The organism is Adhaeribacter aerolatus, assembly GCF_007991635.1.
Classification (GTDB): Bacteria; Bacteroidota; Bacteroidia; order Cytophagales; family Hymenobacteraceae; genus Adhaeribacter; species Adhaeribacter aerolatus.
In genome coordinates, this window is record NZ_BJYS01000048.1 from 15034 (window position 1) to 38013 (window position 22980).

The window sequence follows — 22980 nt, forward strand, 5'->3', positions numbered from 1 at the left end:
TAGCTAGTTAAACTGGCCGGCAATACCAGGCGTTTTCCCCTACAACAAATCATTCAAATATTTTTCTTCTCTCGGTTTATAGTTTATAGACCATTAACTGTATTGCTGATGGCCCTATCTATGAGCTTCCTACAGGGATTTACTTAGATATTCTCTGCGGCGGCTACCTCATTTTATTAGGATTAATTTAAACAAATTAGGTTAAAGATGGCTTTTTTTGAATAAAAAGCCTTTGTAATTAAACAAAGTACTTTACCTTTGCCGCCCGAATGAACGTTCATTTGGAAAGCAGAAGAGGTAGGATTGGAAAATATAGCAGATAAGAAAAGGGCCATATTCGAAAGTACGCTGGTGTTAATCAAGGAAAAAGGATTTCATGGTACGCCCATGAGCCAGATTGCCAAAAACGCCGGGGTAGCAGCCGGTACTATTTACCACCATTTCGATAGCAAGGAAACCCTTATTCTGGAATTATATACTTACATCCGGGATAAAATGCTGGAAGCCATGCTGCAACTGGATAATGAAGCCATGGATTACAAAGACCGGTTCTTTAATTTCTGGATTAGCCATTGCCACTTTTACGTTAAAAACCCCAATGCGCTCTTCTTTATGGAGCAATTCGTGAATTCGCCCTATAGCAACCGCGACCCGCTGCAGGAAAACGAACGCTTTCAGAACACTTTCCGCGACCTGATAAAAGCCGGCGTGGAGACGGGGTTGTTAAAACCCATCGACCATTTAATTCTGAGCGCCCTGATTCATGGTACTATTGTAAACGTGGCTAAAATGCACCTGTGTCAGCGGGTTGTAATTGGCGAAGCCGAGTTGCAGCAGATAGTGGAGGTAATTTGGGATGGCATGCACCAGCAACCTAATGGCGCTGCCACCAGCTAGGAATGTACGGTAAAATCGGTAAGCCGATAACCGGTAAATGAATATTTAAATAATTAGTAAACTTAATATGAAACGAGTACGATTGCTTTGGTGCCTGGCGGTGGGTTTACTGTGGTTTCCGCTGGAAACCGCAGCGCAGGTCAGAACGGATAGCGTAGCCGGCGGCCTGACGCTGGAACAATGCCTCGCTTTTGCGTTGGCGAACCGACCCGTAGTGCAGCAGGCCCAGCTCGACGAACGAATTGGGGAGCGCGAAATCAGGGCGAGTTTAGCGGGTTGGTTGCCACAGCTGAATGCCCAGTATAACCTGCAGCATTATTTAAAAATGCCGATTACGTTGTTCCCGAACGATGCCGGGGTGCCTACGCCCCGCACCATCGGTGTAGCCAATACCTCTAACGTATTGCTACAGGCTAACCAGACCCTTTACAGCAACGATGTGCTGCAGGCGAGCCGGGCCGCGCGTTTTGTGCGGTTGCAAGACGACCAGAACACCATCAATACCAAAATAAATACAGTTGTAACAGTTAGCAAAGCTTTTTACGATGTGCTGCTTACCCAGGAGCAACTCCGCATTTTAAACGAAGCCATCACCCGACAGGAGAAGCAATTGCAGGATGCCAAGGCGCAGTACGAGCAAGGACTGGTAGATAAAACCGATTTTCAGCGGGCTAGCATTACGCTGGGCAATATTCTCAGCGATCGCAAACGGGCTTTGGAATCGGTGCGGTTTAAACACACCTATTTAAAAGAATTAATGGGTCTGGCTCCGGAAAAGCCTTTAAAATTAGCTTTTAACCCAAGCCAGATGGAAGGTAATATTTCCGTAGATACTACCCAAAATATTACTTTTGCCAACCGCATTGAGTATCAGCAACTGCAAACCCAGAAGCAACTGCAAAACTTAAATATTAATTATTTCCGCTGGGGTTTTCTGCCCACGGTTTCCGCTTTTGCCAATTATAACCTGGTTTATCAAAATAACCAGTTCAACGAGTTATTTAATCAGTCTTATCCAAACTCCCTGGCAGGGCTGAGTGTAGCCTTGCCAATATTTCAGGGTACGCGCCGCATTCAGAATTTACGCCGGGCCCAGTTGCTCGATCAGCGTTTAGACCTGGACATGCTGGATTTACGCAACCGCATCACCTCGGAATACGACCAGGCACTGGCTAATTACAAAAGCGACCTGACCGAATGGCAAACCACCAAAAACAACGTGGCCCTGGCCGAAGATGTGTATCGCATTATTAAGCTGCAATACAATGAAGGCATTAAAACTTATCTGGATTTAATAACCGCCGAAACCGACCTGCGGGTAACGCAGCTGAATTATTTTAATGCTCTTTACCGGGTGCTGGCCAGCAAGCTGGATGTGCAGCGCGCCCAGGGTGCCATCAGAGTAGATTAATCCTAAACAGAAGGAATATTTTAGTTATATGAAAAATAATTTATTAACGCTGACCGCTTTGGTAACCGGCACGCTGCTGGTAACTGCCTGCGGTAAATCGCCCAACGCGCCGGCCCAGAATCCGATGAATGCCCCGGTGCCGGTTAATGCTTACACCGTTTCGCAGGAGCAGGTGGTGGGTACCGATACCTATCCCGGCACTGTAGTTCCCCTGAACGAAGTAGAATTGCGCCCGCAGGTAAGCGGCTACATTACAAATATGTATGTGCAGGATGGCCAGCTGGTAACCAAAGGCCAGAAATTATACGAAATCGATCGCACCCAATACCAGGCTACTTACAACCAGGCCCAGGCCAATCTGCGCAGTGCCCAGGCTAACCTCGAAAGAGTACGGCAGGATGCCGAACGCTACGAAAACCTGGCGAAGCAGGATGCTATTGCCCGGCAACGCGTAGATTACGCCCGCGCCGAACTAAGTACCGCACAAGCCCAGGTAGCAGCGGCTCAGGCGGGGGTTTCGGGGGCCTCTACCAATTTGCGTTATTCCGTTATTACGGCGCCTATGAGTGGCCGCATTGGCATTTCCCAGGTTAAAGTGGGTAGCCAGGTGTCGCCGGGCCAAACACTCATCAATACCATTTCGGCCGATAACCCGATTGCGGTGGATATTGTAATTAACGAAACCGAAGTACCCCGCTTTGTGCGGTTACAGAAAAAATCTGCTGCCGACTCAACTTTTACCATTCAATATTCCGATGGCAGCGTTTATCCGCATGCGGGTAAAATCCAAGCCATCGACCGGGCCATTAATCCGCAGACCGGTACCATTACGGTGCGGGTAAGCTTCCCTAACGCAGAGCGGGCCTTAATACCCGGCATGACAGTAGTTTTGCGGGTGCGGAACGAAGATATTGGCCGCCAGTTGGTTATTCCGCATAAAGCAGTTACCGAACAGATGGGTGAGTTTTACGCCTATGTTATCAGCGGCGATTCGGTTCTGCAGAACAAGCTAAGCCTGGGCACCCGCGTGGCCGATAAAATTGTGGTGCGCGAAGGCTTGAAAGACGGCGATAAAATTGTGGTGGAAGGTACTCAGAAATTACGGCCGGGCGCCAAAATTACCCTGGGTACACCGCAACCGCCCGCCGGGCCCGCCGCCGGCAGATAGTATTTTAGTATTTAGTTGTTAGTGATTAGCTTTTTTTAGGAAGGTTCAGGTTTAATCTTTTGTTAAATCAGCCGGACTTATCCTGAACAGCATCGCTTTAAAATTCATAAAAGATTGGGAAGGTTCCGGTAGAATATTATAAATCAACTTGTAACCTGCAGCTTTTAACATTTAACCCCATATGATATCAGAAGTATTTATAAGAAGGCCGGTTACCGCCATTGTTATCTCGCTGGTAATTATGCTGGTGGGTACGCTGGCCATTTTAAACCTGCCGGTGAGTCAATACCCCAATATTACTCCGCCAGTAGTATCTATTAACGGTAACTATACAGGGGCCGATGCTCAGACGGTGGAGCAAACGGTGGCAACGCCCGTGGAAACCCAGGTAAACGGTACGCCCGGCATGACCTATATGTCGTCGAACAGTACCAGTACGGGGCAGATGTCGATGAACGTAAACTTTGAAGTAGGCACCGATATAGACATTGCCACGCTGGATGTACAGAACCGGGTAAGTATTGCCGAACCACGTTTGCCGGAAGAAGTGCGCCGGTTGGGTTTAACCGTTCGGAAACGGAACCCGACCATTATGATGGTGGTAACTTTTTACTCGCCCAATGGCACCCACGATATTAAATTCCTCGACAACTACACCAATATTTACATCCGCGACGCTATTTTGCGGGTGCCGGGGGTAGGTGATATTAATACCGTAGGCGAAGAATTTAGTATGCGCGTTTGGTTACGGCCCGATAAGCTGGCTCAAATGGGCGTAGCCCCGACAGAGGTGGCCGCCGCCCTGCGGGAACAGAACGTACAGGTAGCCGCCGGTTCGGTGGGTGGCGCGCCCCAGTTTTCTACCCAGGCTTTTGAATACCCGTTAACCATAAATGGTAAATTAACCGGGCAGGAGCAATTCGAAAATATTGTGGTCCGGACGCGGCCCGAGGACGGTTCGCTGGTTTATCTGCGCGATGTGGCCCGGGTAGAATTGGGCAGCTTTAATTACACCCGCCAGGCTTTCGTAAACGGCAAGCCCGCTACCTTCTTGCTGGTATACCAATCGCCGGGCAGTAATGCCATTGCTACTGCCGACGGGGTTTACGCCGCTTTGGCCAACCTGAAGAAGTCTTTTCCGAACGATATGGACTATAAAGTATCTTTCGAGTCGGTATCGGTGGTGCAAGTGTCTATTGACGAGGTGGTGAAAACCCTGGCAGAAGCGTTAATTCTGGTAATTCTGGTGGTATTTTTGTTCCTGCAGAACTGGCGGGCTACGCTCATCCCCATCCTGGCCATTCCAGTTTCTATTGTGGGTACTTTTATTTTCTTTATCCCGCTGGATTTTACCATTAATACGCTTACCTTATTCGGGTTTGTGCTAGCTATTGGTATTGTGGTAGATGATGCCATTGTGGTGGTTGAAGCGGTGCAGCATTATATTGATCACGAAGGGCTATCGGCGAAAGAAGCAACCCGCAAAGCCATGAAAGATATTACCGGGCCGGTTATTGCCATTGCCTTAATTCTGGCGGCGGTATTTATTCCGGTAGGTTTTATACCGGGTATTGTGGGGCGGTTGTACCAGCAGTTTGCCATTACCATCGCTATTTCGGTATTAATTTCGGCCTTTGTGGCCCTTACTTTAACCCCGGCTTTGTGCTCGCTCATGCTGAAGCCCATGAAGCTCGATGAAAACTCGCGCGGCCTGAACAAGTTCTTCTACAAGTTTAACCAATGGTTTGCCCGTGTTACCAACTCTTATTCCAAAGGCGTGCGCCGGAGCATAAAAGCCGCCCCGCTGGTGCTTATATTGCTGGCTTGTATTTATGTGGGTACCGTAGGTTTATTCCAGATGAAGCCTACCGGCTTTATTCCGACGGAGGACGAAGGCCGGCTATTTGTAACGTTTGAATTACCCCAGGCAGCTTCCAGTACCCGTACGGTGGCCGTATTAAAACAAATTTCGGAAGAACTGCGCACCACGCCGGGCATTAATAATTACTCGGCCATTGCCGGGCTTAATATTCTGAACTTCTCTATTAAGTCTAACAGCGGTACCATCTTTGTGCAACTCAAGCCCTGGAAAGAGCGGAAGGAAGCGGCCCAGCAGTTAGCCGGCATTATCCCGACGCTGCAACAGCGGTTTGCCAAAATTAAGGATGCCAATATTGTGGTGGTACCGCCGCCGGCAATTCCGGGTTTGGGTGCTACCGGTGGTTTTAGTTTTATGCTGCAGCAGCGCGAAAGCACCGACGATATTAAAGCTTTTGAAGGCGTAGTAATGAACTTTCTGGCGGAGGTACGCAAGCGGCCCGAGATAGCCGGCGCCTTCTCGTTCTTTACGGCCCGCACACCGGGTTATCAGTTGAATGTAGACCGTGAGAAAGTTAAAAAACTGGGTGTTTCACTCACCGATGTTTTCTCGACCATGAGTACGTACATGGGTAGCCAGTATATCAACGATTTTACCATGTACGGCCGTAATTTCCGGGTAGTGGCCCAGGCCGATACGGCTTTCCGCGACAATATCCGGGATTTACAGCAATATTACGTCCTCAATCGACAAGGACAGCAGGTGCCTTTAAGTGCGTTGGTGTCGTATAAAGTTACCGAGAATGCCCCGGTGGTATCGCACTATAATTTGTTCCGGTCTACAGAAATAAACGGAAATGCCGCGCCGGGTTATAGCTCCGGTCAAGCTATTCAGGCCTTGGAAGAAGTGGCGGCGCAGGTGTTGCCGGCAGGTTACGGTTATGAGTTCTCCGGCTTAAGCCGCGAAGAATTATCGTCGGGGAACAGCACCATTTATATATTTGCTTTATCGATTACGCTGGTATTTTTGTTATTAGCGGCGCTTTACGAAAGCTGGTCGGTACCGTTCTCGGTTCTGTTAGCGGTGCCTTTAGGGGCCTTTGGTGCTATTGTTGCGCTGATTTTCCTGCCCAAACTCTCGAATAATATTTACGCCCAGATTGGTTTGATTACGCTGATTGGTTTGGCGGCGAAAAATGCGATTCTGATTGTGGAGTTTGCCAAAGAGCGCGTGGACCACGGCGTAGAAATATTAACCGCTACCCTGGAAGCTGTTAAACTGCGTCTTCGCCCGATTATTATGACCTCGCTGGCCTTTATTTTAGGTGTGTTGCCGCTGGCTTTTGCTTCGGGGGCCGGGGCGGTTGCCCGCCAAACCATCGGCTGGACGGTGGTAGGAGGGATGCTCTCGGCTACGTTCCTGGCCTTATTTGTCGTGCCGGTATTGTTTATGGTAATTACCCGCTTTGCCTACGGTAAAAAGAAACTAGCCGAATTGCAGGAGCTGTACCCCAAAGTAGATTACGACCACGACGGCGAAGGCTTTGCCCATTAATTTTCCTGTTTTCTTTTATAGCCAAAAAAGCCCCGCCTGTTATGAGCGGGGCTTTTGTTTTAATCTTGGGGAGATAACTTGGTTTAGCTTCAACTAAAATATATAAAGTTATCTTAGTTAATGTTTATTTTTGTTCTTTTGATTTTATTCTCATGATTAGCCGTTTAACTAATATAACATCAATAAACAAGAGAAAAAGGACTACCAAACCAAGTAGGAAGAATCCTTCAAAATCCAAATTTTTATATTCAGGTCTGACTATCTTCTCATAGAGAGAACCAAAATACACTATAATTAATAATCCAGTGTAAACAATGAAAATAACACTTAGAATATTTTTCAAGGTTTTCATTGTTGTTTAAAATTTAAATATTCTGCCAAACTATTTGCTAATGTCTCAGCGGTTCAGGCAATTTATACTATGCTAAACAGCTTCACTTTCAGTTCTACTAAATAAAATATTATGACAGTTAAATAGTTAAATTTTCTTACTGGTTTCTGGCTTCTACAGGTAAATCTTCCAGTTGCGCGTAGCTTAGTTTCCAGTTACCCTCTTTATCTTTTTTCCAGAGCAGCATAAAATTACCTTCGCCGTAACCATGGGGCTGGTTTGGCCCTTCGGGTAAAACATCCACCGAAAAAGTACCGGCTTCGTAGGCTATCTCGCTATCCGTAGCCGAACTAACCACATTGGTTTTTAAATCTGCAATGGTCCCAATCGTAGCCCGTACCCACTTGTCGGCTACTTCGGATTTACCGTTAAAATGAACTTCGCCTTGCAGAAAATGTACATCTTCGGCTAGTAAAGAAATTATTTTATCCGCATCTTTATTATTCCAGGCACCTATAAATTGCTGATTGAGAGCCTGCACATTAACTGTTTCGCCGGACTTGGCACAAGCGGTAAACAGAAAAGTAAATATTAAGCTATAAATGAATGTTTTCATAAAACAAGATATTTAATTATAGTAAATTTTAAATATAGATACCCTTACTTATTTAAAGGCGTTTGGGTTATTAAAAAACCCAGGCGAAGTGGCCTGGGTTTTACTTTAAGAAAAATGTAAAATTTATTACCAGCTCTTTCTGCGATACTCAGAAGTGTGGTAAGGTTTAGAAGTATCGCCGTAATGGTCGTTGGGTAAGTAACCGGCCGCTAAAATACGGGCTAAATCAGCATTGTTAGCTGCCGCGTACATGCCGGTAGCATTGGCCGCATTAAAGCCGTTGGCCAAGGGTGTTGCCGCCGGCTGATTAGCCGCAATGGCTTGTTTAGCCGGGGCACTGGATTTTTTGGCGGCTACTGCTTCGCGCTTAGCAGCCCGGTTGGCGGTAGCAGCTCGTTCGGCAGCGGCGCGGTTAGCAGCAGCTACGCGGGCCGCCTCTTTGTTTTTGTTGTCTTTATGTTTTCCAATGGCATAGCCGGCTGCACCACCTACTACACCACCTACCACACCACCAGCTACCCGGTTCCGCTTATGAATAATAGCACCCGCCGCTGCCCCAGTACCCGCGCCAATTACAGTTCCTTTGGCCTGAGGGCTCCAGCCTCTTTTTTCCTGCGCTTGCACCTCAACAGCGGTAATTACGATTGCTACTAATAAAATCAGGCTGAATATTAAACTAACCTTTTTCATAACAAAATCTTTTAAGTTGATAAACTCTTTCTCAGTTTCAGAAGGTAATTCCAAACACTATGCCAAAATCATATATCTAGGTATTAGTATATAAAAATTTTCCTTAGCGCAGGTAATATTTCAAATAAACTGTACTGGTAATAACTCCTTAACCAATTTAAAATCCGAACTTTTTACGGCACTTTTAAAATAGCGTTTAGTATATTTTTTGAAAAGATTATCTGCTTCAGGCAACTCTTTTTAATCTGGTTGAGAGCTGTATACTTTCTATAAAAGAGCATTTATATGCCCTTGTTGGCAGTTCTTTCAATAACCGAATTTTCCGTTTCCCCGGCCGGTATAAAAACATAAAAGCAGCTTCGGGGCTGCTTTTATGTCTAAATTGCTGAATTACAAATTATTTTAATTTATGCCGGAAGTTGGTAGCGGTGGCCAGACAGGGAATTAATTTACGGATAATCAGTTGGTTTAGCTCGGCTTCGATGGCTCTAAACTGGTTGCGGTTACCGCAGTGGCATAGCTCCATAAATGGGTCTTTATCAATTATGCTGGCTTTTAGTTCGGCTAGGGTAGGAGCTTTGGCTAACGCGGCATACTCTTCAAAGGTGTATTGGGTAAAGGCTGCGTTTTCGTTTAAGCCTTGGTTATCAAGTAGGTAGCCTTGGGCGAGCATTGTGGGTTTTACCCTCTCTCCTTTTTTAGCGATATCCTGTGGGTGCGGGTAAGCCACAATAGCGGTTTTATCAGCGTTAAATATTACAGCTACTTTATTGGTGTAGTCGCGTTTGGTTTTATACACAATAGTAGGCGGGCCGGCAGAAAAATCCAGTGCTTCTAACGCTTGAGGTGTAGCCATACTTATTTTTGAATTTCGGCAACTGCCGGCCAGTAAGGCCAGCAGGCACCAGCAAGTTAAATATTTATTCATGATTATTTCTTCAGAATTTTTTGTACCTGGTAGCCCTCTTTAGTTTGTATGCGCAGCAGGTAAATGCCGCTGGGCAAGTGCGAAATATCTAACCGGGAACTGTTTTTCGGTACTTCCAGGAGTACCTGACCGGTAAGGGAAACCAAGGAATATTGCTGAAAATCTTTTTTCTGCTGCAGGTTCAGGATGCCGGTAGTAGGATTGGGGTAAGCTTGTACCGCCAAATCTTCCAAATCATCTTCTATGCCGGTGGTAACCATTTCTTTAACTGTAATATCCAGCATATAGGTACCAGTTTCACCCTGAAAGTATGGCGACACATAAGCGTAAATGGTGTTGCCGCCCTCGACTTCTACTGTTTCCATCTCATCGTCAAAAGCATCGGTCCACTTCTTGCCATCATCCGACAGGGAAAAAAGCACATCGTTGGTGTACGTTTTATTATCTGTAGCGGCGTAAGAGTCGTGAACCCGTACGGTGAGTTCGTATTTTTTACCGGCTGGCAAATTAAACTTAAAATAATCGTAGTCGGTGCCCACGTGAATATTGGCGTTGGTAGTAGTTACGTGGGCCGTGGTACCGGCAAAACTAAGCGGCAGGGTATAAGCCTTGTTAACCGTATTATTATCTTCGTACTGATCGCCGCTGATGGGCGCTACTTGTACCACCACTTTCACGGGGTTGGCATATTTGGCTGAACCGGTTAATTTCCAGCCATCGGCATCGGTATGGTGTTGCATGGCCAGCAAATAGGTGCCGGGCTGGATATCCAGGTTTTCGTTGGTGAAGGTAACGGCGTTGGTGTTGCAGGATTTACACAACTGATTTACCTGTTTCTGCTCAATGGTAAAGGCATGTTCGCCATCCAAATTATATAAGCTTACGTCTATTACCCCGCTGAAAGCAGCGTCGCTGTTATTTTTAATGGCCGAGGTAATTATAATTTTCTTGCCCTGGTATATTGCATTGGGGTCCGGGGTGGTAAATGCGGCGAATAAATCGATGCTGCTGTTATTAACTACTTTCAGGGTAACGCCCGCGGTAAAAGAACCGCCTTTAACTTGTTCCCACTGGCCACCGGTTTTACGGGCGTAGATATAAATATTGTAATTGCCGGGCAGCAAAGAAACCATGCCGTCGGTTTTAAAATCGATGCCATCGGTGTAGTGGTAGTTCGATTGCAATTCGTTACCGGTAAAGGTTTGTACAAATTCGATGAAGGTGCCGGTTTCATCAAAAATAGCTGCCCCGTAATCGCCCTGGAATGTTCCGGTACCGCGGTTAATAATATCGGTATGCACCGTAAAGGCCCCGCCGAAATTAATGGTGTTGGTATTGATGGTTACGTTGTCGTAAAGTTCCAGCCTGGCAGTTTGCTCGGATGGCGTCTTAGTGGGCGCTTTAATATTTATAACAGCTTGCTGGTTGCTGTTAAAACCACCGGTGCCGCCGCCGGTGCCAACCCCACTCGGGTTCAGGGCCGAAATGGCAAAAAAGCCATCGTAAGCGCCATCCCAGCCCCAGTTGATATGAAACATATTGTTCTGGTCGAAGCCGTCGCACACAAACGCGTGACCGCCGCCGCCACCAAAACCAGCGTACAAGATGGGCCGGCCTTCGCTTAACTCATTTTTCAGAAGTTCAATCCAGGCAGCAAGGGTATAATCGGCCCGCTTAACGCCTTTTACTTCGGTGTAGCCAAAGTAGGTTTTTAAGGCATATTCGGAGCAATGCTGCACCGGGCTGGCCGACGAAATAACATAAGCGCCGCTGCCACCGTTGGCCGCTACGTCGTAGTTCATATCAACACTTACCCCAATATTTTGCATCAGGGTGGCAACGGCCGCATTGGGGCCGGTAAGCCGGTTGGGCATGTTGTTCCAATCGTAAGTAGTATTACTAAAGTTAGCCGATAAAGTGCCGTACTTTTCGTGGTTATAAGAATGAAAGCCGCTGCCTTTGGCCGGATATTTCCAGAAACGCATTATCTGGGCCATGGCCGTGGCCACGCAGCCAGTTACGGCTTTTTGGCCAGCTGCATTATCGTAAGGGCATAATTCATTGTAGTACGGCGATTGGTTCCAGGTAGTAGAGAGTAAAGGATTTACTGCTTCGGCGGTGGTTAAGTCAGAACTGTAACTGATCTTGTTTCCGGTTTTGAGTGCCTGCCATGCATCTTGGGCGGGTTTGTTTACAGTAGTTTGCTTGCCGGCAAAACGGATTTCGTTTTTGTAGTTTTCGAGCCATTTTATTAAGGTGGGCGGCATCTGGGCGGGATCATAGCCACCTTTCAGGGTATAACCCAACACCGGCGCAACCCGGTCATCGGCCGATACAAATACGGTTCCGCCGGTTTCTTTAGCTGCGAACACATAATAAAAAGGCAGAGGTTTTTGGGAGGCATTACCGGCAGCGGCTTTCGCTATTTCACGGTGTACCAAGGTTAAGGTCAGGGCGCTGCGGCCATTGGCCCGCTGGGGCATAACATTGGTTAAGAAGTTGCTGGCTACTTGTTGGGCGTCAGCTACGGGTACCTCTTTGGCCAGGCTGCTCTGCCAGATTAGAATGCAGGATAACAGCAGTAAGTAAATTTTTTTCATAGTTGTGTTAGTTTATCAGGGCGTAAAATTTGTCTGGCAAACAGATTAAGAAAGAGGCCGTTGTCGTTCGCACAAATAAGCCTCGAGTCAGCCTTTTTCTTCCGGTTGCGATACAAAGATGGAGTGCGCCTCAGCCCATTAAAATTTTAGTTTGCTGAATGGCTTAAGGTATCGGCTGAATGCCTGAAAACCGGGTTTGACTTTAGCGTTAAACTTATTACATCAGGAGAAAACCTGTTGGTAATGTATGATTTGGGTGTAAGTGTTTGTATAGCAGATAGGTAGACAGGAATTTCGCCGCAGTATATCACTCATTAAGTAAGTGAGTGCTTGAAGTATTCTTCGTGCAGTTATGGGAAACCTAATCGTTTTAGGTAATCAATTATTATTAATGCGTTAAAGCGTAGGGAATAATTCTAATGGTTTCATTTGGTGGAAATAAAAACAGAAAAGCCAGCCCTTGTTTTAGAACAAAAGCTGGCTTTTTAACTTTATTAACTTTTAATTATTCTTGGTGCGCCGTTATGGTTTCGATGGTACCATCCGGACGGTGGGTAAGCTCGGTAACTTTTACGTTCCGCAGGTGCGTCTGACCTTTCGATAGTTCGGTGTCGTGGTAGAACAAATACCACTTGTCTTTAACTTGTACGATAGAGTGATGGTTGGTCCAGCCCAGAACCGGGTTCAGGATTACGCCCTGGTACGTGAATGGGCCATAAGGGCTATCGCCGATAGCGTAGGCAATATTATGGGTGTCGCCGGTAGAGTAGGAGAAGTAATATTTGCCGTTGTACTTGTGCAGCCAGGCCGCTTCAAAAAAGCGCTTGTCATTTTCTTTGGCCAACAAAGGCTTGCCGTCTTTACCTAATATTTGTACGTTTTTAACGGGTTCGTCAAACTCCAGCATATTTTTGCTCAGGCGGGCTACCTTCGGCGTTAAAGCTGGCTGATCATCGGCAGGATATTCGTCTTTGGGGTTGTATTTGCCGCTACTCCAGCGCTGTAATTGTCCGCCCCAAATACCGCCAAAATACATATAAGAAGTGCCATCGGTATCGGTAAATACGGCCGGGTCCATGCTGTAGCTGTTCGCCATTGGCTGTGGTTGGGCTTTAAACGGCCCGGTTGGTGATTTGCTCGTGGCTACCCCAATCCGGAAAATATCCTGCTTGTCTTTTACCGGGAAATACAGGTAATAAGTGCCATTTTTAAAGGCGGCATCGGGAGCCCACAATTGGCGTCCGGCCCACGGAATATCTTTAACATCCAGCGCTACACCGTGGTCGGTAACTTTGCCGTTAATGCTGTCCATAGATAAAATATGGTAATCGCGCATGGCAAAGTGGTCGCCGTTGTCGTTCTGCGGAATGCCCGCTTCAATATCGTGCGAAGGATAAATGTAAATGCGGCCGTTAAACACGTGCGCTGAAGGGTCGGCTGTGTAGATTTCAGAAATCAACGGTTTGTTTAAGAATTTTTGGCCGGTAGAATCAGAATCCGAGCTTTGGGTGGTGGTGTCCGTCGGTTGATCCGTAGTAGCGGTTGTTTCGGCGGTTGGCCTTTTTTGCTCGCAGGCGGTTGCTAATATAGCCGGAACGGTTAAGGCAAGCAGGGCTTTTTTCAGTTTTAAGTTTTTAAGCATGTTGCGTTTTGGTGGAGGGTGGTTAATAGCTTTAAGATACGATACAAAGGCTCTGAGTTAAAGACTTTGTTATAGTTATTGTCAAAAGTACAATTATTATAAATAGGTTGCAAATGAAAGTTTTTAATCCAGCAACCGGAATAATCCAGGCTATTGGTTAAGAATGATATGCAGGCACAAAGAATGGGGTAAATATAAGGCCTAGAACCTGTAAAACGTTTTTGAGTGCCTAAAGGCTTGTGTTTGCAACACATAAGAATCACATTCGGGTAAGAATAAATAACGGTAGAAATTAGAGTTTGGTGCCCGGTAGCATTTTTGAACTAAAAGTTGCTCCATCATTGAACCGGATTAGGATTATTTTGGCTGAATAATAGTAGCAAAACCTCGTTCATTGCTTGATTTTTAACAATATATATTCCGGTAAAATATTAGTTTATTTAAATGTTCTGTAACTTCGTGCCGTTTTTGATGAATTTGGTCAACCTATTATGAAAATAAAAAAAGCTGTAATTACCGCCGCGGCCCGGGGCGAAAGACTTTACCCGGTAGCCGATACGGTTCAGAAGGCGATGTTGCCTGTAATTGATATTGATGGTTTGCATAAACCGGCTATCCAGATTATTTGTGAAGAAGCTTTTGCCAGCGGCATTGAAGAGATCTGCGTGGTTTGTGCGCCCGGCGACGGCCCGCGGTACCAGGAAGCTTTTACTTCGCTCCGGAATAATTTACTTCAGTCTTATAAAGGCGTGCAATGGGCTCGCGAAGAAGCCGATAAAATTGACCAGTTAGCCGGCCGTTTGCAGTTTGTAGAACAAACTGAGCCATTAGGTTATGGACAAGCCGTTTACTGCGCCAGAAATTTTGTAAATAACGAACCTTTCTTGCTGTTGCTCGGCGATTATTTATATGTTTCTAACCTGCGCGAAAAGCGTTGTGCCGCTCAGTTAATAGAAATTGCGCTACAGGAAAATTGTTCGGTATCGGCGGTAAACCCGACCATCGAACACCAGATTAGCCGCTACGGTACTTTAACCGGCAAACACCTGCCCAACCAGCCCGGTGTTTACCAGATAGATAAAATAATTGAGAAGCCGTCGCTGAGTGTGGCCGAACTGGAACTGCAAACACCGGGATTGCGCATGGGCTATTATTTATGCTTCTTCGGGATGCATGTTTTAGTGCCAGCCGTTTTCGAAATCCTGGAAAAACACCTGCATACCGGCGAAACCAATATTCAGTTAACACCGGCCTTGCAGGAACTAGCCGCCACCGATAAATACCTGGCCTTGGAAGTAAAAGGTAACCGCTACGATTTAAGTAAAAAGTTAGGCATGTTGCAAGCCCAGATTGCGTTGGGTTTGGCCGGCGAAGCCCACGACGAAACTCTTACTACCCTGGTAGAATTGTTGGCCGAAGCCAATTTGCGTCAACTTAACTAAAAATATTTAGTGCCGGCAAAAACAGAGTAGTTACTAGAATAGCTGTACCTGTTCCGGCATGTTTAAGAATTAAGGCTGCATGAATATTTTTATAAATACCATTACTTCACCCGATCCGGAAGTTAGAAACCGCTCTTTCCACCAAATGGCTCAGGCATTTTCTTCCGCGGAATTATTCCGGGCCCTGCAGGAGTTGGATGAATTTCGGAAAAATACCCCTAACTTATACGAGAAAGTACGGGCCATTCTGTTCCTATACTCCGGTTACCGGTTCTTCCTGATGGAAGCAAAGGATGTACCGGCTACCGGCAAAATTCCTTACGCCGGCTTCGAAGATTTATTAGGTCGGCGTTTTGAGCAGGCCATTGCCACTTTTTTACAAGAGGTAAATCTGCACGGCCCCAACGCTACCTTGTTTAGTGGCTTGGCCGATAGCTATCATCATTTGTCTTTCCAGATTCTGGCCGACCAGGTGCGCAAAAGTGTGCGCTCCAGCAAAGGCAACCAGTGGATGTTCCGGGTAGGTCACCAGGATGAGCACCCCATCAAGATCCACCCGAAATTGCTGCAACGGGCTGAAAACAGTTTGTTTTACCCGGTGCTGGAAGAACAGACTTCGGTGCGCATGGACTTAACGCATAGTGGTTGGTCCGATATTTTCTTTTTGGGTATGGATTACCCGGAGGGCGCACGGGTTATAAATATTTCGATTGATTTAGGCGTATTTGGCCGCGACAAAGACATTAAACCGCCTTTGCAAACCTACATCCGGGTTATCGAAGAGCCGGTGCTCCGCCTCACCAGCATCGACCTGAATACCACCAAGGACATCCACGACCTGGCCGATTTATTTAACTTCGGTAATGATTACCTGAGTCTGGTAAAAGCCGGCGTAATTGCTTCGGGCTTAATTCCGCCTTCTTTTGAAGGGACCAACCAATCGCTGGAAAAAATATTATCCCGCATGGTAGCGCCCGGAATGGGCATTGAGGTGGTAACTAAGGTAAACGATATTCCGAAGGGTTCGCGTTTTGCCGTTTCTACCAATTTATTAGGTTCCATTATCAGCTTACTGATGCGGGCAACCGGCCAGACGAAAAACCTGGTGGGTGGCCTGGAAGAAAGTGAGCGCCGTTTAGTAGCCTCCCGCGCTATTCTGGGCGAGTGGATTGGTGGTTCGGGTGGTGGCTGGCAGGATTCCGGTGGTGTTTGGCCCGGCATCAAAGCCATTACGGGTACATTTGCCCAGGAAGGCGATCCGGAAGCCGGTATCAGCCGCGGTACTTTATTACCGCGTCATAGGGTATTACAATGCGAGGCTATTCACCCGGAAATCTCCGATAAAATTACCAATTCTTTGGTGCTGATGCACGGGGGCATGGCCTCTAACGTGGGCCCAATTCTGGAGATGGTAACCGAAAAATACCTGCTCCGCGGTGATAAAGAATGGGAAGCCCGCCAGCAAACCAACCAAATTTTTGATAATATTCTCGGGGCGCTAAAAGAAGGCGATATTCAGAAGCTGGGTGCCAACACCGCTCGCAATTGGGAATACCCGATTAAAACCATTATTCCGTGGGCTTCCACTTACTTTACCGAACAAATTATTGCCAAAGCTAAAAAAGAATTTGGCCCTGACTACTACGGCTTCCTGATGCTGGGCGGTATGTCGGGTGGCGGTATGGGTATGTTTGTGAACCCGGAAAAGTATGAGCATTACAAGATGCGGGTGCTGGATTTATTGCGTACCACCAAAGCTGAACTATCGGATGCGCTGCCTTTTGCCATGGAACCGGTAGTGTATAACTGGCGCATTAACCAGCGGGGTACTTGGTCGTCGTTGCATGAAGGCGCCGAAGCGCTAATGCCGGAGCAATATTACGGTATCCATGTGTCGGAACTGGTCCGCAAAGATCCTAATGCCATTTCTTACATCCGGCGGGCTGAAATTGACCATTTTACGACTTTAGCCGAGCAGCATCACCTGGCGTATCCGCTGCTACGTACCATTGTCAGTAACCTGTTTAAAGTATCTGATCCGTCCTCGCAAAGCAACCGCAGCGACGAAAACGAAAAAGCTGACCGCATTAAAAAAGAAAATGGTTTCGATTTTATTCAGCACGAAGAAATAAGAGAAGAGCTGCAGAAAGGCCGCATTGGCCTATCGCGTAATCGCTTGCACGCCGAAACCACCATTGAAGATGTGCGCCCAACCGATGTGGTGCAACTGGAAGCATTAACAGCCGAATCAAATATTGGTGAAGAGGCCATCAAGGCCGGCAAAGTAGGCGTATTAAGTTTGGCCGCCGGGGTGGGCAGTCGCTGGACAAAAGGAGCTGGGGTAATCAAAGCACTGAACCCGTTTGTTGAAATAGATGGTGTACACCGGAGTTTCCTGGAAATTCATTTGGCTAAAACCCGCACGGTAGGCGAAAAATATCAGGCCGTTATTCCACATCTGGTTGCGACCAGTTACCTCACGCACAAGCCTATTGAGAAGAAGCTGAGCCAAACGGATAATTTCGGATACAATGGTCCGGTCTATTTATCGCCGGGCCGTTCTATTGGGCAACGCTTTGTGCCGATGGAGCGTGATTTACGCTTTATGTGGGAAGAAATGCCGCAGGAAACCCTTGACGAAAACAAGCAAAAAGTTCGGGAATCGGTAAGGCAGTCGATGATTAATTGGGCCAGAGGTAAAGGTGAAGGTACCGATTACGTTGATAATATTGCATCGCAACGTTTCTCTCCACTGGGCCACTGGTACGAAGTATCGAACCTATTGCGCAATGGTACCTTAGCCCAATTGCTCGAAGAAAACCCACAGGTAGAAACCATTATGCTGCATAATATTGATACCCTTGGTGCCGACATAAATCCGGCTGCTTTGGGGCATCACCTGGCCTCGGGCAATGTGCTGACGTTTGAAGTAGTGCCGCGTCGCATCGAGGACCGGGGCGGCGGGTTAGCCCGCGTAAACGGCCACGTACGTCTGCTCGAAGGTTTAGCGCAGCCGCGCGAAGAAGACGAGTTGAACCTGAGCTATTACAATACCATGACTACCTGGATTCAGGTTGATCCGTTATTAGCTTTGTTTGGGCTTACCCGGCAGGATTTAAAAGGTGATGCGGCGTTGCTGGCTAAAGCTGTACGCAAAGTAGCGCACCGGATGCCGACTTATGTAACCATTAAAGATGTGAAATATCGCTGGGGCCACGGCCAGGAAGATATTTACCCGGTTGCTCAAATCGAAAAACTCTGGAGCGATATGTCAGGCTTAACTGATATCCAATGCGGCTATATTGCGGTGCCACGTTTACGGGGTCAGCAAATGAAAGACCCGGCACAACTAGATGCCTGGGTTACGGATGGCAGTAAAGATTATATTGCCTCGCTTTGTACTTTTTAATATTTAGTTAAACTTTTTTAAAAAGCTGCTCTTGATTTCAGGAGCAGCTTTTTTATTGCTTAAACTTTCGTAACACCAAGCACCAAAAAAGAAAAGCTCCAGCCTTTTAAAAGACCAGAGCTTTTCTTAAAACTTTAAACCTATATTACTACAAAAATATTTTCTTAAATAAAAGTTATACCGAGAAACTGTCGCCGCAACCGCAGGTACGCGAGGCATTCGGGTTATCGAAGTAAAAGCCTTTACCGTTCAGGCCATCTGAGAACTTAAGTTCGGTGCCAGCCAGGTACAAAAAGCTTTTCATATCTACTACTATTTTTACTCCTTTGTCTTCAAACTCCTGATCCATTGGTTTTACTTCGTCGTCGAAATCGAGTTTGTACGATAAGCCAGAGCAGCCACCGCCAGCCACCGAAGCGCGCAAACGAAAGTTATCGGTCAGTTGGGCATCGGCTTTTAGCTTTTCTACTTTTTCTTTGGCTAAATCTGATACTGTTATCATGGCTTTGCAATTTTAGGAAGCAGTTTCTGACTACATTAATGTCAGAATTACCGCTTCTTTCTTTAAAATATTAATTGCAAAAAGCAGACCAAATTCCGATGAGGGGCTAGTCTGCTTCTTGCGTTTAATAACCCGGGTGGGTTATTGATTATTATTAGTGATGCGCTTTCGCTTCTTCCAGGGCTGGTAAGCCATTTTTTACCCGATAGTCGTTAATAGCGGCTTTAATTGCATCTTCGGCTAATACCGAGCAGTGAATTTTTACCGGCGGTAAAGCCAATTCTTCTACAATTTCCATGTTATCAATGGACAAGGCATCATCAATAGATTTACCTTTTAACCATTCGGTGGCCAGAGAAGATGACGCAATGGCAGAACCACAACCAAAAGTTTTGAATTTAGCGTCGGTAATAACCTGGTTTTCGTCTACTTCAATTTGCAAACGCATTACGTCGCCACACTCAGGGGCGCCAACTAAGCCAGTACCAACATTGGCTTTAGATTTATCCAGCGTACCTACGTTACGTGGGTTGCTGTAATGATCAATTACTTTATCTGAATAAGCCATTTCTATATTAAATTATGAATTACAAATTAAAATTATGTATTACTTATAATTACGAATTAAAAATTAGAATGATTTATTTAAATTATTGCTGATGAATATATTAAGTTAATAATCCAGCAGCGTTTCTAATTTCTAGTTCTTAATGTCTGTTTAAATATTAGTGCTCAGCCCACTCAATTGAGTTCAGGTCGATGCCTTCTTTAAACATTTCCCACAACGGCGACATTTCGCGCAGTTTGTTAACCGCTTCGGTTACGTGGCTGATGGCGTAATCAATCTGCTCGTCGGTGGTAAAGCGGCTTAAACCAAAGCGCAACGAAGAGTGTGCCAGGTCATCGCTTAAGCCTAAAGCTTTTAACACGTAAGAAGGTTCCAAAGAGGCCGACGTACAAGCCGAACCGGAAGAAACGGCTAAGTCTTTCACGCCCATCATGAGGCCTTCGCCTTCCACGTATTTAAAAGAAATATTGGTAACATGCGGTAAGCGGTGTTCGCGCGAACCGTTAACATAAGATTCTTCTATTTTCAACAGCTCCTTTTCCAGGCGGTCGCGCAGGCGGGAAGTATGCTCAATATCGCGCTGCATTTCCAGGCGGGCCAATTCACAGGCTTTACCTAAACCCACAATACCCGGTACGTTCAGCGTGCCAGAACGCATACCGCGCTCGTGGCCACCGCCATCCATTTGGGCAGTAACTTTAACGCGTGGGTTTTTCCGGCGCACATACAAAGCGCCTACACCTTTCGGGCCGTACATTTTATGCGCAGTAAAGGCCATCAGGTCAATGCCATCAGCTTCTACGTCTACCGGAATTTTACCTACCGCTTGCGTACCATCAGTCATAAACAAAATACCGCGTTTTTTGGCCATAGCCGAAATTTCGCGGATAGGTTGCAGAACGCCCACTTCGTTATTGCCGTACATGATGGCAATTAAAATGGTTTTATCGGTAATAGCGGCTTCCAGGTCCTGCAGGTTAATTAAACCTTCGGCATCAACGGGCAGGTAAGTTACCTTGCCACCCAGTTTCTCGATGTGTTTGCAAGTATCCAGAACTGCTTTGTGTTCGGTAGTAGCCGTAATAATATGATTTCCTTTGGAGGCATACATCTCAAACACCCCTTTAATGGCCAGGTTGTCTGATTCGGTAGCACCAGAGGTAAAAATAATTTCTTTTGGATTACAATTAATCAGGGCCGCAATCTGGTCGCGGGCATAATCAACGGCCTCTTCGGCCGCCCACCCAAAAGGGTGATTACGGGAAGCCGCATTCCCGAAATGCTCGGTCATGTACGGAATCATAGCTTCCAGTACTCGCGGATCCATTGGCGTGGTTGCGTTGTTATCGAGGTATATTGGTAATTTTAGCATAGTATCTTCTTAAAATTAGTAGCGTAATAGGGTATTTTAAAAACACCTTTATGCGCGTAATAGTTTTATTTTACGCGCAAAAATACGGAATATTCAGCTAAAAATATAGACTTATTTAGAATAAATCAAAATGAAGAACATAGAGCACATTGGCATTGCCGTAAATGATTTTAGTGCCGCCAACGGTTTATATTATAAATTACTAGGTCAGGAGCCTTATAAAACCGAGGTGGTAGAGTCGGAGCAGGTCTCAACTTCCTTCTTCCGGATTGGTGATTCCAAGATAGAATTGTTGGAAGCCCTGAATGACGATAGCCCCATTGCAAAATATCTGGAAAAACACGGCGAAGGTATTCATCATATTGCTTTTGCGGTAGAAGACATCCTGGCCGAAATGGAACGGTTAAAAAAAGAAGGGTTTCGTTTATTAAGTGATATGCCAAAGCCGGGTGCCGATAACAAGCTAGTTTGTTTTGTGCATCCGAAAAGCGCCAATGGCGTTCTGATAGAGTTGTGCCAGGAAATAAAGTAGACTTTTAAAGTTTATCGTCTACTTTTGTAGTCTAAGCCAATATAATATACCCGAAACTAATTGGTTTCTTCTTTTTCATGAATCCTGTTCAGCTACCCGACCATAAAATATTTGAGCTAGTTGCCGATACTGCCACAGCGCTGAAAATGCCTGCCTATGTTATCGGCGGTTTTGTGCGCGACCTGATTTTAAAGCGCCCTTCTAAAGATATTGATGTGGTTTGTGTAGGAGATGGCATGAAACTGGCTGAAGCGGTTGCCCAAGCTTTGCCCGGTAAACCCAAGGTAACTGTTTTCAAGAATTTTGGTACCGCCATGTTGCGCGCCGGCGATCTGGAAGTTGAGTTTGTAGGTGCCCGGAAAGAATCTTACCAGCGACATTCGCGCAAACCCGAAGTAGAAGCTGGTACGCTGGAAGACGATCTTAAAAGGCGCGACTTTACCATTAATGCGTTAGGCATTAGCCTGAATAAAGCCGATTTTGGCCAACTAGTAGATATGTTTGGGGGGATGCAGGATATTAAGCGCAAAACTATTCGTACGCCGCTGGAGCCCGGCATTACTTTCTCAGATGATCCGTTGCGTATGATGCGGGCCGTCCGGTTCGCTACGCAATTGCATTTCGATATAGAGCCCGATACTTTTGATGCTATTATTGCACATAAACACCGGATAGAAATTGTGTCGAAAGAGCGGATTGCGGATGAATTGAATAAAATTATTCTGGCTGATACCCCCTCGTACGGTTTTAAATTATTATTTCAATCGGGTTTGCTGCAATTGATCTTTCCAAAGATGGCGGCTTTGCAAGGCATTGATACCGTTAATGGCAATACGCATAAAGATAATTTTTACCACACGCTACAGGTGCTGGATAATGTAGCCAAAGTATCAAAGGACTTGTGGTTGCGATGGGCGGCTATTATGCACGATATTGCCAAACCCGATACCAAGCGGTACCATCCCAAAGTAGGCTGGACTTTTCACGGACACGAAGACAAAGGTGCCCGCATGGTGCCCCGGCTATTCCAGGAGCTTAAATTGCCGCTAAACGAACACATGAAGTTTGTGCAGAAACTGGTACGACTGCACCTGCGGCCCATTGCCCTGGTTAAAGAAACGGTTACCGATTCGGCGGTACGTCGCTTATTATTTGAGGCCGGCGAAGATATTGATGCACTGATGCAATTGTGTAAAGCTGATATCACCTCGAAAGATCATAACCGCGTAAAGCGTTATTTGCAAAATTTTGCCAAAGTCGAAGAGAAATTAAGGCAGGTTGAGGAAAGCGATAAATTGCGCAATTTCCAGCCCGTAATTACCGGCGAAATAATTATGGAGACTTTTGGGTTGAAGCCTTCCCGCGAAGTAGGTATTTTAAAAGAGGCTATTACGGAGGCAATATTGGAAGGGGAAATCCGGAACGAATACGAGGAGGCTTTTGCTTTTTTGGTGGAGAAAGGGAAAAAAATGGGTTTTACAATAACTGAAAATTAATTT

At 46.2% G+C, this 22980-nt stretch carries 16 protein-coding genes; 8 read left to right on the forward strand and 8 right to left on the reverse strand.

Features of this window, described 5'->3' with window-relative positions:
- The first annotated feature begins 303 nt into the window (after positions 1 to 303).
- The 4 genes from AAE02nite_RS23465 (at position 304) to AAE02nite_RS23480 (ending at position 6849) form a co-directional block, all read left to right on the forward strand.
- Positions 304 to 897 (forward strand): TetR/AcrR family transcriptional regulator, encoded by a 594-nt coding sequence (locus AAE02nite_RS23465; RefSeq protein ID WP_146904231.1) that lies wholly within the window; start codon positions 304 to 306, stop codon positions 895 to 897.
- Positions 898 to 964: 67 nt separating this feature from the next.
- Positions 965 to 2308 (forward strand): TolC family protein, encoded by a 1344-nt coding sequence (locus AAE02nite_RS23470; protein WP_146904234.1) that lies wholly within the window; start codon positions 965 to 967, stop codon positions 2306 to 2308.
- 28 nt (positions 2309 to 2336) lie between these two features.
- Positions 2337 to 3476 carry an efflux RND transporter periplasmic adaptor subunit gene (locus AAE02nite_RS23475; protein ID WP_146904237.1) on the forward strand — a complete coding sequence of 380 codons (1140 nt, stop codon included), beginning with the start codon at positions 2337 to 2339 and terminating at the stop codon, positions 3474 to 3476.
- Positions 3477 to 3657: 181 nt separating this feature from the next.
- Positions 3658 to 6849 (forward strand): efflux RND transporter permease subunit, encoded by a 3192-nt coding sequence (locus tag AAE02nite_RS23480; protein ID WP_146904240.1) that lies wholly within the window; start codon positions 3658 to 3660, stop codon positions 6847 to 6849.
- 488 nt (positions 6850 to 7337) lie between these two features.
- On the opposite strand, the gene AAE02nite_RS23485 is transcribed toward AAE02nite_RS23480, so the two are convergent.
- The 5 genes from AAE02nite_RS23485 to AAE02nite_RS23505 all read right to left on the reverse strand — a co-directional run bounded on the left by AAE02nite_RS23485 (position 7338) and on the right by AAE02nite_RS23505 (position 13656).
- Positions 7338 to 7796 (reverse strand): YybH family protein, encoded by a 459-nt coding sequence (locus tag AAE02nite_RS23485; RefSeq protein WP_146904243.1) that lies wholly within the window; start codon positions 7794 to 7796, stop codon positions 7338 to 7340.
- Between the two features lie 126 nt (positions 7797 to 7922).
- On the reverse strand, positions 7923 to 8486 hold the full coding sequence (locus tag AAE02nite_RS23490) for a YMGG-like glycine zipper-containing protein (protein ID WP_146904246.1): 564 nt from the start codon (positions 8484 to 8486) through the stop codon (positions 7923 to 7925).
- A gap of 397 nt (positions 8487 to 8883) precedes the next feature.
- Complete coding sequence (locus AAE02nite_RS23495) at positions 8884 to 9414, reverse strand: hypothetical protein (protein WP_146904249.1); 531 nt, start codon at positions 9412 to 9414, stop codon at positions 8884 to 8886.
- 2 nt (positions 9415 to 9416) lie between these two features.
- Positions 9417 to 12014: a C10 family peptidase gene (locus AAE02nite_RS23500; RefSeq protein ID WP_146904252.1), complete on the reverse strand. Its 2598-nt coding sequence runs from the start codon at positions 12012 to 12014 to the stop codon at positions 9417 to 9419.
- Positions 12015 to 12519: 505 nt separating this feature from the next.
- On the reverse strand, positions 12520 to 13656 hold the full coding sequence (locus AAE02nite_RS23505) for a glycoside hydrolase family 43 protein (RefSeq protein WP_146904255.1): 1137 nt from the start codon (positions 13654 to 13656) through the stop codon (positions 12520 to 12522).
- A gap of 491 nt (positions 13657 to 14147) precedes the next feature.
- Between AAE02nite_RS23505 and AAE02nite_RS23510 the strand changes: the two genes are divergently transcribed.
- Together AAE02nite_RS23510 and AAE02nite_RS23515 are read left to right on the forward strand one after the other, a co-directional pair.
- Positions 14148 to 15098 (forward strand): UTP--glucose-1-phosphate uridylyltransferase, encoded by a 951-nt coding sequence (locus tag AAE02nite_RS23510; RefSeq protein WP_146904258.1) that lies wholly within the window; start codon positions 14148 to 14150, stop codon positions 15096 to 15098.
- Positions 15099 to 15177: 79 nt separating this feature from the next.
- Positions 15178 to 18507 carry a UTP--glucose-1-phosphate uridylyltransferase gene (locus AAE02nite_RS23515; protein WP_146904261.1) on the forward strand — a complete coding sequence of 1110 codons (3330 nt, stop codon included), beginning with the start codon at positions 15178 to 15180 and terminating at the stop codon, positions 18505 to 18507.
- A 175-nt stretch (positions 18508 to 18682) separates the two neighbouring features.
- Here the strand turns inward: AAE02nite_RS23515 and AAE02nite_RS23520 are convergent, their stop codons facing one another.
- The 3 genes from AAE02nite_RS23520 to AAE02nite_RS23530 all read right to left on the reverse strand — a co-directional run bounded on the left by AAE02nite_RS23520 (position 18683) and on the right by AAE02nite_RS23530 (position 20949).
- Positions 18683 to 19009, reverse strand: coding sequence for a HesB/IscA family protein (locus AAE02nite_RS23520; protein WP_146904265.1), 327 nt, complete (start codon positions 19007 to 19009; stop codon positions 18683 to 18685).
- A gap of 154 nt (positions 19010 to 19163) precedes the next feature.
- A complete protein-coding gene (gene iscU, locus AAE02nite_RS23525) occupies positions 19164 to 19577 on the reverse strand; it encodes a Fe-S cluster assembly scaffold IscU (protein WP_146904268.1) in 414 nt (137 codons plus the stop codon).
- Positions 19578 to 19734: 157 nt separating this feature from the next.
- A complete protein-coding gene (locus AAE02nite_RS23530; RefSeq protein WP_146904271.1) occupies positions 19735 to 20949 on the reverse strand; it encodes an IscS subfamily cysteine desulfurase in 1215 nt (404 codons plus the stop codon).
- A gap of 130 nt (positions 20950 to 21079) precedes the next feature.
- Here AAE02nite_RS23530 and mce point away from each other — a divergent pair, with 130 nt between their 5' ends.
- On the forward strand, positions 21080 to 21481 hold the full coding sequence (gene mce / locus AAE02nite_RS23535) for a methylmalonyl-CoA epimerase (RefSeq protein WP_146904274.1): 402 nt from the start codon (positions 21080 to 21082) through the stop codon (positions 21479 to 21481).
- 77 nt (positions 21482 to 21558) lie between these two features.
- Positions 21559 to 22977: a CCA tRNA nucleotidyltransferase gene (locus AAE02nite_RS23540; protein ID WP_146904277.1), complete on the forward strand. Its 1419-nt coding sequence runs from the start codon at positions 21559 to 21561 to the stop codon at positions 22975 to 22977.
- Positions 22978 to 22980 lie beyond the last annotated feature (3 nt).

What these genes read in the sequence shown, in the direction of transcription:
- AAE02nite_RS23470 (WP_146904234.1), top strand. Translation starts at nt 965, where the DNA reads ATGAAACGAGTACGATTGCTTTGGTGCCTGGCGGTGGGTTTACTGTGG.
- AAE02nite_RS23475 (WP_146904237.1), top strand. Translation starts at nt 2,337, where the DNA reads ATGAAAAATAATTTATTAACGCTGACCGCTTTGGTAACCGGCACGCTG.
- AAE02nite_RS23480 (WP_146904240.1), top strand. Translation starts at nt 3,658, where the DNA reads ATGATATCAGAAGTATTTATAAGAAGGCCGGTTACCGCCATTGTTATC.
- AAE02nite_RS23485 (WP_146904243.1), bottom strand. Translation starts at nt 7,796, where the DNA reads ATGAAAACATTCATTTATAGCTTAATATTTACTTTTCTGTTTACCGCT.
- AAE02nite_RS23490 (WP_146904246.1), bottom strand. Translation starts at nt 8,486, where the DNA reads ATGAAAAAGGTTAGTTTAATATTCAGCCTGATTTTATTAGTAGCAATC.
- AAE02nite_RS23495 (WP_146904249.1), bottom strand. Translation starts at nt 9,414, where the DNA reads ATGAATAAATATTTAACTTGCTGGTGCCTGCTGGCCTTACTGGCCGGC.
- AAE02nite_RS23500 (WP_146904252.1), bottom strand. Translation starts at nt 12,014, where the DNA reads ATGAAAAAAATTTACTTACTGCTGTTATCCTGCATTCTAATCTGGCAG.
- AAE02nite_RS23505 (WP_146904255.1), bottom strand. Translation starts at nt 13,656, where the DNA reads ATGCTTAAAAACTTAAAACTGAAAAAAGCCCTGCTTGCCTTAACCGTT.
- AAE02nite_RS23510 (WP_146904258.1), top strand. Translation starts at nt 14,148, where the DNA reads ATGAAAATAAAAAAAGCTGTAATTACCGCCGCGGCCCGGGGCGAAAGA.
- AAE02nite_RS23515 (WP_146904261.1), top strand. Translation starts at nt 15,178, where the DNA reads ATGAATATTTTTATAAATACCATTACTTCACCCGATCCGGAAGTTAGA.
- AAE02nite_RS23520 (WP_146904265.1), bottom strand. Translation starts at nt 19,009, where the DNA reads ATGATAACAGTATCAGATTTAGCCAAAGAAAAAGTAGAAAAGCTAAAA.
- iscU (WP_146904268.1), bottom strand. Translation starts at nt 19,577, where the DNA reads ATGGCTTATTCAGATAAAGTAATTGATCATTACAGCAACCCACGTAAC.
- AAE02nite_RS23530 (WP_146904271.1), bottom strand. Translation starts at nt 20,949, where the DNA reads ATGCTAAAATTACCAATATACCTCGATAACAACGCAACCACGCCAATG.
- mce (WP_146904274.1), top strand. Translation starts at nt 21,080, where the DNA reads ATGAAGAACATAGAGCACATTGGCATTGCCGTAAATGATTTTAGTGCC.
- AAE02nite_RS23540 (WP_146904277.1), top strand. Translation starts at nt 21,559, where the DNA reads ATGAATCCTGTTCAGCTACCCGACCATAAAATATTTGAGCTAGTTGCC.